15 protein-coding genes and 2 pseudogenes are annotated in these 15,520 nt (G+C 51.9%); 12 read left to right on the forward strand and 5 right to left on the reverse strand.

The genetic code is table 11. From position 1 onward, the window contains the following. The first annotated feature begins 30 nt into the window (after positions 1-30). From zur to ACMTA2_RS01695, 6 genes and pseudogenes are all read left to right on the forward strand, one after another. The gene (gene zur, locus ACMTA2_RS01670) at positions 31-513 is read left to right on the forward strand and encodes a zinc uptake transcriptional repressor Zur (RefSeq protein WP_042731209.1); all 483 of its coding nucleotides are present in this window, start codon (positions 31-33) and stop codon (positions 511-513) included. Then, positions 513-1,295, forward strand: coding sequence for a zinc ABC transporter ATP-binding protein ZnuC (znuC, locus tag ACMTA2_RS01675; protein WP_060739886.1), 783 nt, complete (start codon positions 513-515; stop codon positions 1,293-1,295). Before zur ends, znuC begins: the two co-directional genes overlap by 1 nt. Beyond that, complete coding sequence (gene znuB, locus ACMTA2_RS01680; RefSeq protein ID WP_003196213.1) at positions 1,288-2,076, forward strand: zinc ABC transporter permease subunit ZnuB; 789 nt, start codon at positions 1,288-1,290, stop codon at positions 2,074-2,076. The genes znuC and znuB overlap by 8 nt, the downstream gene beginning before the upstream one ends. A gap of 37 nt (positions 2,077-2,113) precedes the next feature. Then, on the forward strand, positions 2,114-2,827 hold the full coding sequence (locus tag ACMTA2_RS01685; RefSeq protein ID WP_413793450.1) for a PA5502 family lipoprotein: 714 nt from the start codon (positions 2,114-2,116) through the stop codon (positions 2,825-2,827). 124 nt (positions 2,828-2,951) lie between these two features. Beyond that, positions 2,952-3,263, forward strand: a complete 312-nt coding sequence (locus ACMTA2_RS01690) for a tetratricopeptide repeat protein (protein ID WP_413793451.1) — start codon at positions 2,952-2,954, stop codon at positions 3,261-3,263. A 37-nt stretch (positions 3,264-3,300) separates the two neighbouring features. Continuing rightward, positions 3,301-3,642 (forward strand): annotated as a pseudogene (locus tag ACMTA2_RS01695) (transposase); the annotation flags it as partial. A gap of 2 nt (positions 3,643-3,644) precedes the next feature. Here the strand turns inward: ACMTA2_RS01695 and ACMTA2_RS01700 are convergent. Continuing rightward, a complete protein-coding gene (locus ACMTA2_RS01700) occupies positions 3,645-4,232 on the reverse strand; it encodes a DUF805 domain-containing protein (RefSeq protein ID WP_413793452.1) in 588 nt (195 codons plus the stop codon). Between the two features lie 622 nt (positions 4,233-4,854). On the opposite strand from ACMTA2_RS01700, the gene ACMTA2_RS01705 reads away from it, so the two are divergent. Both ACMTA2_RS01705 and ACMTA2_RS01710 read left to right on the forward strand, forming a co-directional pair. After that, positions 4,855-6,828: an AAA family ATPase gene (locus tag ACMTA2_RS01705; RefSeq protein ID WP_413793453.1), complete on the forward strand. Its 1,974-nt coding sequence runs from the start codon at positions 4,855-4,857 to the stop codon at positions 6,826-6,828. Beyond that, a complete protein-coding gene (locus ACMTA2_RS01710; RefSeq protein ID WP_413793454.1) occupies positions 6,806-7,813 on the forward strand; it encodes a hypothetical protein in 1,008 nt (335 codons plus the stop codon). Before ACMTA2_RS01705 ends, ACMTA2_RS01710 begins: the two co-directional genes overlap by 23 nt. 318 nt (positions 7,814-8,131) lie before the next feature. On the opposite strand, the pseudogene ACMTA2_RS01715 reads toward ACMTA2_RS01710, so the two are convergent. Then, a pseudogene (locus ACMTA2_RS01715) lies at positions 8,132-9,561 on the reverse strand (IS1182 family transposase). Between the two features lie 172 nt (positions 9,562-9,733). On the opposite strand from ACMTA2_RS01715, the gene ACMTA2_RS01720 reads away from it, so the two are divergent. Then, positions 9,734-10,354 (forward strand): tyrosine-type recombinase/integrase, encoded by a 621-nt coding sequence (locus tag ACMTA2_RS01720; protein WP_413793455.1) that lies wholly within the window; start codon positions 9,734-9,736, stop codon positions 10,352-10,354. Between the two features lie 53 nt (positions 10,355-10,407). On the opposite strand, the gene ACMTA2_RS01725 is transcribed toward ACMTA2_RS01720, so the two are convergent. Then, entirely contained in the window at positions 10,408-11,184 is a 777-nt protein-coding gene (locus ACMTA2_RS01725) for a nucleotidyltransferase domain-containing protein (protein WP_413793456.1), read from the reverse strand. A 375-nt stretch (positions 11,185-11,559) separates the two neighbouring features. Between ACMTA2_RS01725 and ACMTA2_RS01730 the strand changes: the two genes are divergently transcribed. The 3 genes from ACMTA2_RS01730 to ACMTA2_RS01740 all read left to right on the forward strand — a co-directional run bounded on the left by ACMTA2_RS01730 (position 11,560) and on the right by ACMTA2_RS01740 (position 13,070). Continuing rightward, positions 11,560-11,703, forward strand: a complete 144-nt coding sequence (locus ACMTA2_RS01730) for a hypothetical protein (RefSeq protein ID WP_413793457.1) — start codon at positions 11,560-11,562, stop codon at positions 11,701-11,703. A 57-nt stretch (positions 11,704-11,760) separates the two neighbouring features. Next, positions 11,761-12,102, forward strand: a complete 342-nt coding sequence (locus ACMTA2_RS01735; protein WP_413795763.1) for a DUF1353 domain-containing protein — start codon at positions 11,761-11,763, stop codon at positions 12,100-12,102. A gap of 416 nt (positions 12,103-12,518) precedes the next feature. Further along, a complete protein-coding gene (locus tag ACMTA2_RS01740; protein WP_413793458.1) occupies positions 12,519-13,070 on the forward strand; it encodes a hypothetical protein in 552 nt (183 codons plus the stop codon). 284 nt (positions 13,071-13,354) lie between these two features. Here the strand turns inward: ACMTA2_RS01740 and ACMTA2_RS01745 are convergent, their stop codons facing one another. Further along, the gene (locus tag ACMTA2_RS01745; protein ID WP_413793459.1) at positions 13,355-14,128 is read right to left on the reverse strand and encodes a hypothetical protein; all 774 of its coding nucleotides are present in this window, start codon (positions 14,126-14,128) and stop codon (positions 13,355-13,357) included. A gap of 410 nt (positions 14,129-14,538) precedes the next feature. Further along, entirely contained in the window at positions 14,539-15,255 is a 717-nt protein-coding gene (locus ACMTA2_RS01750) for a hypothetical protein (RefSeq protein WP_413793460.1), read from the reverse strand. Positions 15,256-15,520: the final 265 nt, after the last annotated feature.

A 15,520-nucleotide genomic window follows, 5' to 3' on the forward strand; every position in this document is an offset into this window, starting at 1 on the left:
TAACGTCTCTCACTAAACTCGTCGCTGCCCATGCCTATTACACCCCTTGCCAGTCGTCCCCACGATCACTCCCACTGCGTGCACAGCGCGCTGTCCGAGGCCGACGCGATCTGCGCGCGCCAAGGGTTGCGCCTGACTGCCCTGCGTCGGCGCGTGCTGGAATTGGTCTGGCAAAGCCACAAACCGCTGGGCGCCTACGACATCCTCGCCGTGCTCAGCGAGCAGGACGGCCGCCGCGCCGCGCCGCCAACCGTCTATCGAGCGCTGGATTTCCTCTTGGAAAACGGCCTGGTGCATCGCATTTCGTCGCTGAACGCCTTCGTCGGCTGCAACCACCCGGAGCACGCCCACCAAGGCCAGTTCCTGATCTGCCGCGAATGCCACGCCGCCATCGAGCTGGAACAGAAATCCATCAGCGATGCCATCATCGCTAGCGCCCAGGACGTTGGCTTCGTGGTCGACACCCAGACCGTCGAAGTGGTGGGTCTCTGCTCCGGCTGCCAGGGGGCCTGATGAGCAATGCGCTGATCCGCCTCGAGCAGGTGGCCGTGACGTTCGCCGGGCAGAACGTACTGGACAACATTCACCTGAGCGTCGAGCCGGGGCAGATCGTGACCTTGATCGGCCCCAACGGCGCCGGCAAGACCACCCTGGTGCGCGCCGTGCTGGGCTTGCTCAAGCCCGACAGCGGCAGCGTCTGGCGCAAGCCCAGGTTGCGCGTCGGCTACATGCCGCAAAAACTTCACGTAGACCCCACATTGCCGCTGTCCGTGCTGCGCTTCCTGCGCCTGGTGCCTGGCGTGGATCGCGCACGGGCCTTGGCCGCGCTCAACGAAGTCGGCGCCGAACAGGTGATCGACAGCCCGGTGCAAAGTGTGTCCGGTGGCGAGATGCAACGCGTGCTGCTGGCCCGCGCCCTGTTGCGCGAACCTGAGCTGCTGGTGCTCGATGAGCCGGTGCAAGGCGTCGACGTGGCGGGCCAGGCCGAGCTGTACAGCTTGATCACACGGCTGCGCGATCGGCATGGCTGCGGCGTGCTGATGGTGTCCCACGATTTGCATCTGGTGATGAGCACCACCGACCAAGTGGTCTGCCTCAACCGCCACGTCTGCTGTTCCGGGCATCCCGAGCAAGTCAGCGGCGATCCGGCCTTCGTCGAGCTGTTCGGAAAGAACGCACAAAGCCTGGCGATTTATCACCACCACCATGACCACGCCCATGACCTGCATGGCTCGGTGGTCAGCGCCCCTTCCGCTTCCAATCATGTTCATGGAGATGGCTGCAAGCATGGCTGATTTTCTGTTGTACGCCCTGCTCGCAGGCTTGGCACTCGCCCTGGTCGCCGGCCCCCTGGGTTCGTTCGTGGTCTGGCGGCGCATGGCCTATTTCGGCGACACCTTGTCCCACGCGGCGCTGCTCGGCGTGGCCTTGGGATTTCTGTTGGATGTCAGCCCGGCGGTTGCGGTGACCGTCGGTTGCCTGTTGCTGGCGGTGGTCCTGGTGACCTTGCAACACCGTCAACCGCTGGCGTCCGATACGCTGCTGGGCATTCTCGCACCGAGCACCTTGTCCCTCGGGCTGGTGGTACTGAGCTTCATGCATGACGTGCGCATCGATCTGATGGCCTATCTGTTCGGCGACCTGCTGGCGATAAGCCCGACGGACCTGTCGTGGATCCTGGGCGGTAGCGCGGCGGTGTTGCTGTTGCTGGTGGCGCTCTGGCGGCCCTTGCTGGCCGTCACCGTCCACGAGGAGCTGGCGCGGGTTGAAGGTCTGCCCGTGCTGGGTTTGCGGTTGGCGCTGATGCTGCTGATTGCGGTGGTCATCGCCGTGGCGATGAAAATCGTCGGTGTGTTGCTGATTACCTCATTGCTGATCATTCCGGCGGCTGCGGCGCAGCGTCACGCCCGCTCGCCCGAGCAGATGGCCCTCGGCGCGAGCCTGCTGGGCATGCTCGCGGTGTGTGGCGGCTTGGCACTTTCCTGGTTCAAGGACACCCCGGCCGGCCCGTCAATCGTGGTCAGCGCCGCGGCGTTGTTTCTGCTGAGTTTTGTCCTGCCCCGTCGAGGGGTGTAGACTTGCTCGCTTTTTGCGCAAATAGAGAGTCGCAGGAATGAAGCCGTTCGCCTCCCGTTATCTGCTCCTTGTCGCATTTTCCCTGCTGCTGGGCGCGTGCCAGAGTACACCGCCGGTCACCCAGGCTCCCGATACGCGGGGCCCGGCCATCGCGCAACTGGAACAAAGCCTGGCCAGCAATGAGCTGGCCACCGCCGAAGGCCAGTTGGCCGCCTTGCAAGCCCGGTCGCCCGAAGACCCGTCGCTGGAACCCTACCAGCGGCAACTGGCCGAGGCGTATTTGCGCCGCAGCCAGATCGACCTGCAAAAAGGCGACGTCAATGCCGCCGCCACTGCCCTGAGCCGTGCTCGAGCATTGATGCCCAAGGCCCCGGCCCTCACTGGCGAGGTCAACAGCGCCATTGCCGAAGCCCGCAAGGCCGACCTGGAAAAAGCCGAGGCCGACCTCAAGGCCGCCGAAGCCAAACCGGTCGCCAAAGTGATCGACCCGAGCGCGCCCAGCACCACTGTTGCGCTAAACCTCGGCGATATACAGCAAATGCGTCGGCAACTGGATGCGATTGCCGCCGATGTGGTGAGTTACCAGTGTGACGTCACCATCCAGGCGCCGCGCACTGATGATTATCCGTGGTTGGCGACGCTGCTGAGCAAGCGGGTCAAGAAACTCAATCCCGGCTTCGACTTGAAGCTACGCAAGCAAATCCTGCGCAGCGTACCGGCGCAAGTGGTTCTTACACCGCGTAAATCCTAAAAAGCTTCGCGAGCAGGCTCGCTCCCACAGGGTCTTGTGAAACCTGTGGGGGCGAGCCTGCTCGCGAAAGCCCTCTAACATTAAACAGATCAGTCACTGGAACAGCCAAAAAGGGCCGGCCCCCATGCTCGACTCCCTGGAAAAAATGCTCGCCAAAGGTGTGGACAACCCACTGCTGCGCTTCGGCCTGGGCAAAGGCTACCTGGACCTCGGCGAATTCCCCCGCGCCGCCGAACACCTCTTACGCTGCGTTGAACTCGACCCCAAGTATTCGGCCGCCTGGAAACTGTTGGGCAAGGCCCACCAAGGCCAAGGCGACCTACCGGCCGCCCGCCAAGCCTGGGAACAAGGCCTGGAAGCCGCCCGCGCCCATGGCGATAAACAGGCCGAAAAGGAAATGACCGTGTTCCTCAAAAAACTGGAGCGCCATCCCTGACGGTTGGCGCAAGTCCTGAAGGCTCGCCCCTCAAACCATCCCATCGAGCCAACGTGGCCGCCCGCGTAAGCGCTGTAAATGGTTGCTTGCCGACAAGGGTTACGACGCCGAAGCGCTGCGCCGCTACTGCGACCCATATCGAATGCAGCCTCTAATCCCGCTGCGCTCGATGAAGTGCAAGCTCAAGCCTGGCTTACCAAGACTGTTTGATCGGCCCAAATACCGAGAACGCAACCTCATCGAGCGCATGTTTGGCTGGCTGAAAGAAAACCGCCGGATCGTGACACGCTTCGACAAGCTCGCGAAAAGCTACGCCGCCATGGTCTCGCTAGCTTGTTCCATGCGGTGTTTGCTACATCTCTTTTCGTACGGAGCCTAACGTTATGCCTGAACCAGTGCGTTAAAGAACCACTTGTAGAGTGCCTCTGGGTGGTATTGGGGAAAATATGCAACTAGCACGGTTGAAGTTACAAGCACCAGCACCACCAACAGCGCCGTAAGCAGCTTTACCAAGGTCGAGAGAGGTGGATTGGGCGGGCCGTATTTATTAATCGCTTTACGCCCCGGAAGCATGACGAGCGGAAGCGTTATCACAAAGCCGATAACAGGGAACACGCTGAAAATTCCCCATATTATCGGATTCCAGCCTATATCACGTGCCCTGCGTACCAGTAGAGACACGTCGAGCAGGATGGCAGGAACGACAACGGTGACACCAACTATCAGCAAAACCACCAGTTGATGGCGCAACCCCACCATAAAGAACGCCAGCAAAATGCACGGAAGAACCAGCACCAAGGGCAAACGAATCAGCCAGAAGCGCGCCAGAGAAATACGCCCGGAAAAATCAAGAATCCTGGGCTTTGAAAACGTGACAACCTCGTCGTCAATCAGTTGAGCATCGCCCGGTTTGTATGGGTTTTCGATTTCGCTGCTGATGCCGCCGAAAACGGGTTCTATCCTTGCCATTTAGTGCTATTTCCTCGTGTTTGATGGTCCTATTCACGTTACAACGTTTACGCATCGTATCTAATCGAAGGGCGGCATCAAACTCAAGAGAAAACGCTATCGTGTAAGGGGGGCTGTGTGCACCACAGCATGTTTGGGTCTGTCGCATGGAGCGCGCAGTACACCTGATGAAGTGTTTTGCCGCTAGTAAGAAGGCGGGGCGTGTTCCTACTCTGAACGACGGCATCTGGCCGATTGCTGCCTACCCCAAGGGCCACAATCGGCCATTAGCTCCCATTCGTGATAGGGAGCTACCCGTGAGGAAACATTCATCTCCGCGTACCCCTTCATCTCGCTCAATCATCGCGCTGTAGAGCTGACCAGCATGTCTAGCAACCCTGCTTGCCCGAACGTCGATGGCTGTGCACGCAACTGTGGCTCAAGATCATCAATGTTGAAGATCGGCGCGAATAGGCCAATATGCTCATCATTCGAAGCTAGGTTTATCCTGAAATCGCTGATGAATAATGCATTCAGTTGTGGCAGTATGACATTATCGAAAAGTAGGTGAGCTGGGATATTGCGAACCGAATCACTTGATTTGTAGCTAAAAATCGATCAACTAAATAATGGATAGGAAGTAATGATCGAAACTTTGAAACTTACAAACTTAAAGTCTTTTACGGAAACTGAAGAGATAGCTCTCGGGAAGCTGACACTACTTTGCGGTTCAAACAGTAGCGGAAAAAGCTCGATACTTCAGGCACTATTGATGCTGAGTCAAACATTTAGCGCGAGACAGTCTTCAAATTCGATTGTGCTAAATGGACATCTCGCTCGGCTTGGGGCTTTCGAGGATATCAAATCACACCATTCTGAGTCAGACTCCATACAAATAAAGCTAAGGCTCAACCAAGCAGCTTCAAGACTGCATTATGAAGGTCCAGAATTAATTGAGCTTGATCTCTCGTTTGGCACGAAGAAGAAGACAGCAGGATCAGAAGAAAGCCTTCACCCCCCAATACAAAATATCAAAATGCGCATTAGTAATGCGTTTGGCGAGTCGAGCCTCGAAGAGTCTATCGAGGTGATGCCTTCCAAGAGTTCATTTACATTGGGTCTGAGGACCTATTCCTACGACTACGACATAGTTAGCTTGAACTCAAAAGACCGCGAATCTTTGGAGAAAGAATATCCTGATTATCAAATCATAGGATGCTTGGGCCCTCTATTGCCTCGCGAGCTTTTAGTTAAGTATAACTATACTAAGAAGATTTCAGCTCATGTAATAAGCGCTGTTTGCGGAAAAAATATAGCTGCTTTAGCCAGGCACTTTGTCGACAATCCACTTGATATAGAGTTGCCGCCAGAGTTGTTCAAAGAAATAAACACTCGAATTGATGATGAGCGAAAGGTTTTCAAGGCGGCACTGATAAACTCAATAGCATACAAGAAATTCCTGAGCCTATCTCAAAACAAGAGAATACGTGGCAATGAAGAAATATCTTCGATCCAGGATGATCTGGTCAACACTACTTTTAACCTATCAAGCAGAATTATTCCTAAAGAGTTTTTAGAGCGAACATCTACCATTCGCGAGTGGGTTTCATTTTTACAAGTTCTTGATGATAACATTAGGCGCCCATTAGTTGAGTTCATCGACAAGCATCGTGGCGCTTTACAGGAAATCTGGTATAGCACTGTCGCATTCGAAGAAGAACGTGTAGAAGTTCATTTACTAAAACTTATTTCGCTTGCCTCCCATCAACTCCGAGTTGATTTCCCTAAAAGCATTAAATACCTACGACCACTCCGAAATGAGCCGTCTGCAGTATACCCCTTCATGGATCAAGAAATAGGTACAAATATCGGCTTGAAGGGTGAGTACACCGCTGCAGTCCTTCACTCTAATAAGAATAAGCGCATCCGCTATCCCAAGCCTAGTTTAGACAAAGAGCATGAGTTCAGTTGGGCCATAAGTAGCGCTACGCTACAGGAAGCTTGTCATGACTGGCTTTCATATCTTGGCGTGGTTAAAAAAGTAGAGACTGCGGACAAAGGTAAGTTGGGTTACGAGCTTCAAGTCAAGATCGCAGACGGAGATCGCCCCCAAGACCTAACTCACGTAGGGGTTGGCGTGAGTCAAATTTTGCCAATTCTCGTCATGTGCTTGCTGGCAGAGCCTGACAATATTTTGGTTTTAGAGCAACCTGAACTTCACCTCCACCCAAAAGTACAATCAAAACTTTGCGACTTTTTTATTGCAATGTCTGGATCTAATCGGCAATGTCTTGTGGAAACTCACAGTGAGTACATGATAAATAGATTGAGACTACGCATCGCCCAAGGTACTCAAGAGAAGATTGCTACGGAGTCACCTATCTATTTCATTGAAAAAAATGATAGCGCATCAACAATTCGAAAAGTTGAAATAAATAGATTTGGAGTGATTCAAGACTGGCCTGAAGATTTCTTCGATCAGAGCGATCGTGAGGTCGAGAAAATTTTGTTTGCGGCCGCACGCAAAGAATTCAATGAGCGGGCCGAGAATACAGAAGCCAAGTCAAAACCTACAATTATAAGGAAGCGCAGGGATGCGAATTCTGATCAGCGCTGACTATTTGCTCGCAAGTGCCTTTTGCGCTCAAAGCGACATTCATCATTATTATTCGGGGCTCACAAGATTAAAGAACGAGCACGAAGCTGGCCATCCAGTATTTTTAGAGCCTAATGCGTTGCTCAAGCTGCAAAGCAACGGTCACTACCCGAGCCTTGATCTATTCAAGAAAAATTTCCCTACAAAACACGACCTTACCTTTGGTGCAGAGCAAATCACCAAAGTGGTGATTTACCTTCTCAGTAATGTTGCACAGCTTAAAGTCGACGACGACATCTTGGCAGAATGGCACGATCTTGAACTGGAAGTGGATTCAGATCTACATAGTGATGAGGAAAGAGATAATCATTTAGCTGAGTTGATGGTGGACTTAAGCTTAGAGAATGCAGGCTTCGGTTATGATCATATTGTATTTCACCATCATCTACCCTGTTTTCCGCGCGCGGCCTTAGTTACGGGAACCATTACAAGCGTTGTACCTAATCAATTCCCTGTACCCAAGTCAATTGAGCACAAAATTCCAATCTCTGATGACTTGTTAGATTATATAAAAAGCATTAATGCGGAAAAGTGTTACCAGCTTGCTGGAGATGATAATGACGTGAAAAGAGCACTTTATTTTGGAGTTGTACAGTTTTTTTTGCAGAATGGCAGAGATCCCAAAAGCTTTGATGAAAATTGCTTTGTTCTCGGGGAAGGGTTTAGATCATCCACATTAGACAATGAATGTGCTGGAAATAGTGCTTTCAGCTGCACTCTGTTTGAGACAGTAGTTCGGGTTTTGGCTGGCCAGCCTAAAAAACCTATCAGCACATTTGATACTTCAGATAAGTCTGGAATACAGCTGGTTAAGAACGGTCGTTCAGCATGGAGAACTCATGTCACGGGGGGAGCTCGCGCATTACGCCTTATGTTCTGGAAGCATGACAATGGCGTAATTGAGTTAGCTAATGTAGGTAATAAGTGGGAGTGCGAGATAGCTTAACGCAATCCACGACCTTAATGCCACTAACGCACGCTAGTATCTACCAGTTTAGACAAGCCGGTCTTAACCTAGCGACTCGCTGCGTTAGTAGTCATTCATACGAGCTTATTAATGGTTCGATCTATGTTGAAACTGCACCAGTCGAACGTCAGCTTTTGGCCCAGAGTGTGTAAAAACGCTTTGACCTCATCGTTTTGGATCATCGACCTTCGTTGGCTGAGCGATCGCACGGTCAATGCTGCGTGTCGCATCGGTCGCGACCTGGAACACGTCAACGCTGTTTTTACAGCCTCTGGGATGGGCCAAAATCAACCTTTTTCAGGCCGTCAGCGCTTTTATCAAACCGTTGGCACCGATGATTTTCATAACCCGTTTCAAGTTGTAGGCGAGCACATTCAAGCTCATCTCCGCGCTCACCCCAGCTAACTTTCGCGTTAGGAAGTGCGTTGCACCCATCCATTGTTTGAGCGTCCCGAAGGGATGCTCAACCGTCCGTTTTCGGACTCGCATCATCTCTGGTGCTTTGCTCAGCCGAAGCTGCATTTCCTCCAATACGGCTTCATGCTCCCAACGTCGAACTCGTCGCTCTGTGCTTGGTGTGCACTGTGCTTTTAACGCGCAGCCCTGGCATTTCGAACTCCAGTAGCGATGCAACTTCAGGCCTTTTTCAACGTTGGAATAGCGCCAGATCAGCGCCTCTCCAGCCGGGCAAATGTATTGGTTTTTTGCCGTGTCATAGATGAACGCATCGTTATTGAAACGCCCGTCAGCCTTGGCTCCAGAGGTCATCGGCTTGGGCACGTAGGGGGTGATGCCAGCATCGTGACAGCCAGGATTTGTTCGCTTTTGAAGTAACCTCGGTCAGCCACTACCGACAACGTTTCTGACGCTATGGCCTCGCGGGCCTGCTTGGCCATTGAGCTGAGTTGATCGCGGTCGGAACCGACGTTGGAAACCTCATGTGCAACGATCAAATGGTGCTGCGTATCGACCGCTGTCTGCACGTTGTAGCCGACGATTCCCGTGCCGCGCGTCATCATGGAGCGGGCGTCTGGATCGGTCAGTGAGACCTGTTTATCCGGCGATTCATTGAGCTGGATTTCGATCGCCTGAAGCTCCTTCATTTGAGTTTTGAGCTTGGCGATTTTCTCTTCCAGCCGCATGGCACTGGACTCTGAAGCTGTGGGTTCTTGCCGATCGGCAGCATCGAGTGCCGTCAGGTAACGGTTGATACTCGATTCGATTTCTTCCGTTCGCCGCTTCAGTTTGGCGCTGGTGAAATTGCGGTCGCGATTGTTGACTGCCTTGAACTTACTGCCGTCGATGGCGACCAGATTTTCTCCGAATAGTCCCAGTTGCTGACACAGCACGACGAACTGGCGACAGACGCCCCGGATGGCCTTGCTGTTGTCTTTTCGGAAGTTAGCGATGGTCTTGAAGTCGGGCATCAACCGCCCGGTCAGCCACATCAGCTCGACGTTGCGTTGGACTTCTCGTTCCAGGCGTCGACTCGACTGGATGCGGTTGAGATAGCCGTAAATGTAGATCTTCAGCAGGATCGCTGGGTGGTAAGCAGGCCGGCCTGTGTCGGCTGGGATAGCACCGTCAAAACCCAAAGAGACCAGGTCGAGTTCATCGACAAAGACATCGACTACGCGCACCGGGTTGGTATCGCTGACATAGTCGTCGAGGCTCTCGGGAAGTAAGGTGCCTTGGCCTCGATGTTCACCTTGGATAAAGCGCTTCATGGGCGATCCCTGCGATGAAATCCTCAGAAATCATAGCAAGGGTTCGCGAAGGCGTTTTTACACACTCTGGGCCGGTAGCTGCCCTTCATAAGCGGCAGCTTTGGGTCGAATAATGACCACAACGCAACGTGACGGAACCACCCTTGTCCTCCCTCAACCTGGAGGACGAGCCATGAACTCAATTGATAAACATCGCCACCAGCCTTGGAACAAAGGAAAGCTCGTCGGGCAAAAGGCGCCGCTCCGAGTCAGAGATATCTGGGCCATCCGCGTAAGGCTTCAGCTTGCTGAGAAGACACGGGATCTGGCGCTCTTCAACTTGGCTATCGACAGCAAACTGCGTGCCTGTGACTTAACCCAGCTGCGAGTTCGAGACATAGCCCATGGGGAACATGTATCGTCTCGGGCCATCGTGATGCAGCAGAAAACCCACCACCCAGTGCAATTTGAAATCACTGAGCAAACCAGAACGGTTCTGGAGGCCTGGATGCATCAAGCTCACCTCCGCAGCGAGGATTTTTTGTTCCCGAGCCGTTTGCACGACTCAGACCATCTCTCCACCAGACAGTACGCTCGAATAGTCAAAGCGTGGGTGACCGCCATTGGACTTGACCCAACCATGTACGGTACTCACACGCTACGGCGAACAAAGGCATCGTTGATCTATCGCAGGACAAAGAATCTGAGAGCGGTTCAACTCTTGCTGGGGCATACGAAGCTTGAAAGCACCGTCAGGTACTTGGGCATCGAGGTCGATGATGCCTTGGAAATGGCAGAGCAGACAGAAGTCTGACTATCCACTGCGACGGTCAATACCAGACCGTCGCTATCCGACCCAAAGCAGACCTAACCGGTTTCTGAAGCCATCCAGGTCAAAAAATCATGGACCTGAGTCGTAAACTCTTTTGGCTTCGCGTATGGGTTCCTTGCCAGGGACAAGAAAAAAGAGATCTGCATTCTCATGCACGGGTAATGCTGAACAAATAGCTCGACATGCTCCTCCAGTGTTTGCGGCCACATCAGGTCCTGGTCAGAGCGAAGTACTTGAGTTGACCGGATGAGTTTGCGCGAGGCTTCGCGTTGCAGGCGTAGGGATTGCGTCGGTGTGGTCGCCTGATCGATAAGATCGGCATACCGGGTCAGTACGGATTCAAAATCACCATTCACGGCAATGGCGATATCACGCGACGGCTTGAACCGGTCGAAGCGCTTGGCCAGATCATTCCCCCATAAGCAACGACAGTGATGCTTGAGCCAATAACCCCAGCTCAATCGATTATTGGCCGCCAATACTTCAGAACGACTACCGATGTCGAAATCGATCTTGGTGACTTCGGTATGCCGACTTTCCAGCGTGCGCTTTTTCGACTCGAGCATTTCCAGATCCTGCGATGCAGGAGAGCTGTGCAGAACAAGGGTTAGGTCTAGGTCGGAAACTCCCGGTACGGCGTCTCCTCTAGCGACGCTGCCATAAAGATAAATCCCATCCAGCAGAGGTTCCGACTGGGCGAGCGTCATGCAAACGTCCGCCAACAAAGCCTGAAACTGTGGCTGCACCTCGACGTTGGGCACGGTGAGGATATAACCGTCTGCATCAATGCCACGAGGATGGAATCGTTCCATGAAGCCGTCCGAGAGTTGTGTTCAGGGAGGTACTTTAACAGAGACGATAGTGGCTGCTTTTGGCCGATTCTGTTGAAAAAGTCGCCCCTGATTTCCACGGTAGAAAAGTACGCACTTGAGATTGAAATCTTTACATTGAGCAGAGGATTCTGGGTTCAGATTTCGCGTAGCGGCGCGCAAAAAACGCTTTTCCAGCGGTCAGTATGTGGGCGGTCTGGAAGAACCGACTTTTTCAACAGAATCGGCCGTAATCTGTCATTGCTCTAGGTGATTTTCTCGCCGTGGACATGCGGCCTTGGACAAGATGATAGCCATTTACTACTGTCAGTACTTAAAACGTGATCTCTGGCAACGACCGTGTTCAAGGAGGGGCCAATGAAGACAACCATTGCGGCAGCTACGATCCTGCTTGCTGCCAGTGTGCAAGCACAAGACTGGGGGAAGATTCTCGGAGCCACTGAATTTGGAGCTTTTGAACGAGAAAAATCATGCCAGGCTCTTGATGGACTTCACGTATAAGGGGCCGGAGGAGCTTTTCTGATTGGCGCCTAAGGACACTATCACTGACGGAGCTCTATCCCTCGAGTTGCTTGGAGCGTAATAGGGGCGCCGTTCGAAGGTCAGTATCGAAAAGCCGCCATCATCCATGATGTCGCCTGTGTGGAGCGAACCAGGAGTTGGCTAGCCACACATCGGGCGTTCTATACCGGAATGCGGGCTGCTGGGGGTGGTGAAACTCAGGCAAAGATTATGTACGCCGCGGTGTACCACTTCGGCCCGCGATGGGCGGAGCCGAAAAGCATAATGCTACCTCGCACTGAGGCTGCTTTAATTGCGCCCAAGCTGAAAGCAGAACGGAGGCCGTTCTCGCAAACGACGGCAGGATCGTTTCGAGGACAATTTCTACAGGTCTGCTGAAGCGCGAGAAGGTTGAAGAAGTCGTTGGAGCGGTCTTCGAGGTGCGAGTGGTCCAACCCCCATCATCAGAGGCTGAGTTTGAGCGTATGAAGGTTGAAATTGAACAAAAGGACCTGAGTCTCGCAGAGATCGAAGATATCCAAGTCACCGAGCTGAGCAAAACCAGATAGCGTGGACCTTTGAGATACTTGCTCAGAGGCTCGCCGGATATTCCTTACTCTAACTCCTAGAGATGGCCTAAGATCGGGCTCTAGGCCCAAGACGTGCTGCTATTTCTGATGAGTTAAGGCGCTTTGAAAATGCTCTAACTAGACAGGGACGGGAGAGGAGAGAAGAGGAGCAAGGAATTTTCTATAACAACTTCACTCAGGGAGTTATGCACCAATTTTTTGTCCATTTATAATTAGGCGATAAATATGATCGAATCCTGTTACTGGCGCGCAGAGCTTAGAAGTGATCTCATTTGGCTCCGCAAGAGAAGTAAGTACCAACGATGGTCTGAAAAGCAGCAAGTTCTCTTCGAGAGAAAATTGATGATAGTTGCCTTCCAAGTTCGCTCACTCCTGGAACGGTCAAAAGTAAATGATGAAACTCGCGAAACTTGCTTGCAGGTGCTACGTTACAAAAAGATCGGAGATCGACCATTCACCATCACAGGTGCGGGTTGGCCTGAAGATCGATTCGAAATGGAGCATCCGGAGCCTCACACTCTCTCCGCACTTGAGGTGTGTAACCAGCTAATTCATTACTACTGGATGCAAACAATTATTGAAGGTACATCCTTTGCATCAATGCTCGTGTTCTCAGACTACCAGCGGCATAAGTGGGCATACGAAATTAGAATCGACCCTCTTTTGAGTTTCTTTGGCGCATTCAGTAAAGAGTCATCTGCGATAATTAGTGCTTCATTTAAATGGTGCGAGAAAAAACAGGATTACTTACTAGTGAAAGCAAGCGGCACTGGGTAACGGCAGCCTAACAAATAGTTTAAGCTATTCACTTTACTTAACGGGACAGTCTGGAGCCCGCGCCTAAGTCACCCCGGTTTGGCAGAAGCTAGGTATTCGCTTCTGCGTTCGTTTTTTGCCTTTGTTGCCCGGCAGCTTTGGACCGGATATTGTCGCTCATTAGGGTCTAATTTCTTTTAGCCGAGCCGAGCCTTGCTTGATCACGTTGAAGGTACACTACGCCCAACCCATTATTGGGGCAAGCGCATCGCTACGGAGTACAGAATGGCATTCTTCAACCGCCGCTATTTTTGAGGTTTTGGATTTGCCACGCTGTTAACGTGAGCCTTCAATAGATCGAAGAGATGTTGAGATTTCAGACTGAGAGCGTTTGTAGAACATAATTTGTCATAGTGCGACCCAATCTTTAATCGAGCTGACTCTAAACTGCCACAAGCTTTGTGCTCCTTAAGTAAACACTCAGAAATTTCCTCAAAGCTCATCTTTTGCTCTGCCTCTTGATTTCCAAGGTTGAGGATATCAATAAGGGCTTTGGATAAATCCTGGCTAAAATAAACTGAAAATAATGCATGTATTCCCCCCATTTCTGCAAGAATATCTCGAAATTCCGAGTATGTTTTAGCTGTTAGTTCTGCGTATTGTTCGTATTTATCTAGGTATAGCTTGTGAAACTCTTGATTTGCGGCGGCTTTCGATATCCCGGACGCCGCCAGCGCTAACTCTCGCTCAGAGAGGTAGAATTGGTATTTTTTTACTAGGTTAATTAGCCTAGCTACATCTATTATTGTTTTCTTAAAGGCGTCGATTTTTAATTTTGTTTCCTCTTGAGCCCAAAGGTATCGTTGTTGATGCTCCCACAATTCAACTTTGTAGGTTTCTATTTGCTTTGAATATTCAACTTTTATAGATTCGATTTTTTGTGTGATGCATTCAATATCTTCTTTGGTGGCTAGGTTTTTCCCTTTTTCCCGCGCATAGCTCGGCAAATAGTTTTTTATCAATAAAGTAACTAAGCTGCCGAGCGCAGCTGCAAATAAAACGTCGATGTTCTGCAGCATGCCTACTTCCATTCACCCCTCCAATCTGTTAGCTCATTGATCATGTACATTGCTAATGGCCCATCTCTCTCGGGTATCCCTTGAGAGTTTAAATTTACATCAGGGCGGTATAAATCAACCCACTTAGATTGTTTCGTGCGCTAAGCGACTTGAGACTGTCAGCGATCTTCGTGGGGCAAAAATGGGAAAGCCGTACGCCAAACCAAGCCATTCCATTCCATTCCCATTATGCAGTGGACCAACGTGGTCGCTATAGCCGGAAACACGGGGCTCAGCCCCAAATCCAGAACATACCCCAGCACAATGGCAGCAAGGGCTGTTTTCGACTCATAGCCTTACTCCGCAAAAGGAGGCAAAAAGCAGACGCTAGCTTTAGCCAAAACAATACTCGTCCGACTAGAAGCTGACGCTCACTTCAGCTCCACGGGCTCGCTCAGGAAGTCGATGAGCTTTGACCCTAACTCGGTAGTCCTGCGGGCCAGAATGCCTTGGCGCGACATGGTTGTGCCAAGACCTTCTGTGTTGATAAGGCCTCGCTGGTACAGGTCACCCCAGATGACCTTGTAAATCTGCTCTTTGCCTCGGAGATCTGGAAAGGCATGCTCAATGGCCTGAGTGATGCCGCCCATGCTCCAGCCACTCGGGAACTCCACTCCATGCTTCTGCCCCCAATCTTCAGGGCCGCTCATGAGGCTGAGCAGGCGAATGTGGGTTACAGTGCAGACATCGATAAAATTAAGGAACAGTTGTCTCAGGTCTTCTTCTGGAGCATGGCCTATTGCAACGTTCAGCACTGTGTTGCGGAGAGCCTCCAGCTTCTCTTGCTGATGACTCCGTATTGCTAACATCGAGGCTTGGGACACTGTGGTGATGAAGGTTTCGTTGTGCTGCAAGCCTTGCTCGGTCAGCACACGCTTTTCAATCAGATCGTTCAACGCGTTGCCGACTTGATTCATCCATTGCACCTTTCGCTCATTCATCGGTGTGTCGATGATTGAGTTGAAAATTTCGACCCCAGCACCGCCCAGTATGGGCACAGCACCAATCATGATTCTGGCGACGCGGTGAGCTTTCTCGCCACTTGGCTCAACGATAGGGTCGATTAGCTCGTTGTCGATCTTGTCCATATGAAGCTCCATTCGGGGGCCGATGGAGTAGAGATACCCGATATCTCATCGTTAACCAAGCAGCAGCGCTGGGGGACGAGGCGGCACCAGGTTGGATGCGCCGCAAACGGGCCGATATTGGCCGGATGCTGTCTGTGGTTTCAGGCAAACTCGCCGCGTAGCCTTAAAGCATTTCGGTTGAATGCTACCTAGTAATTGCTTATCACTAGTTTCCTATGAGAGCGACTTCGGAAGATCGGAATAGAAAAAGGCATATCGATTGAAC

The sequence above is a fragment of the Pseudomonas medicaginis genome (assembly GCF_965119365.1).
GTDB lineage: Bacteria > Pseudomonadota > Gammaproteobacteria > Pseudomonadales > Pseudomonadaceae > Aquipseudomonas.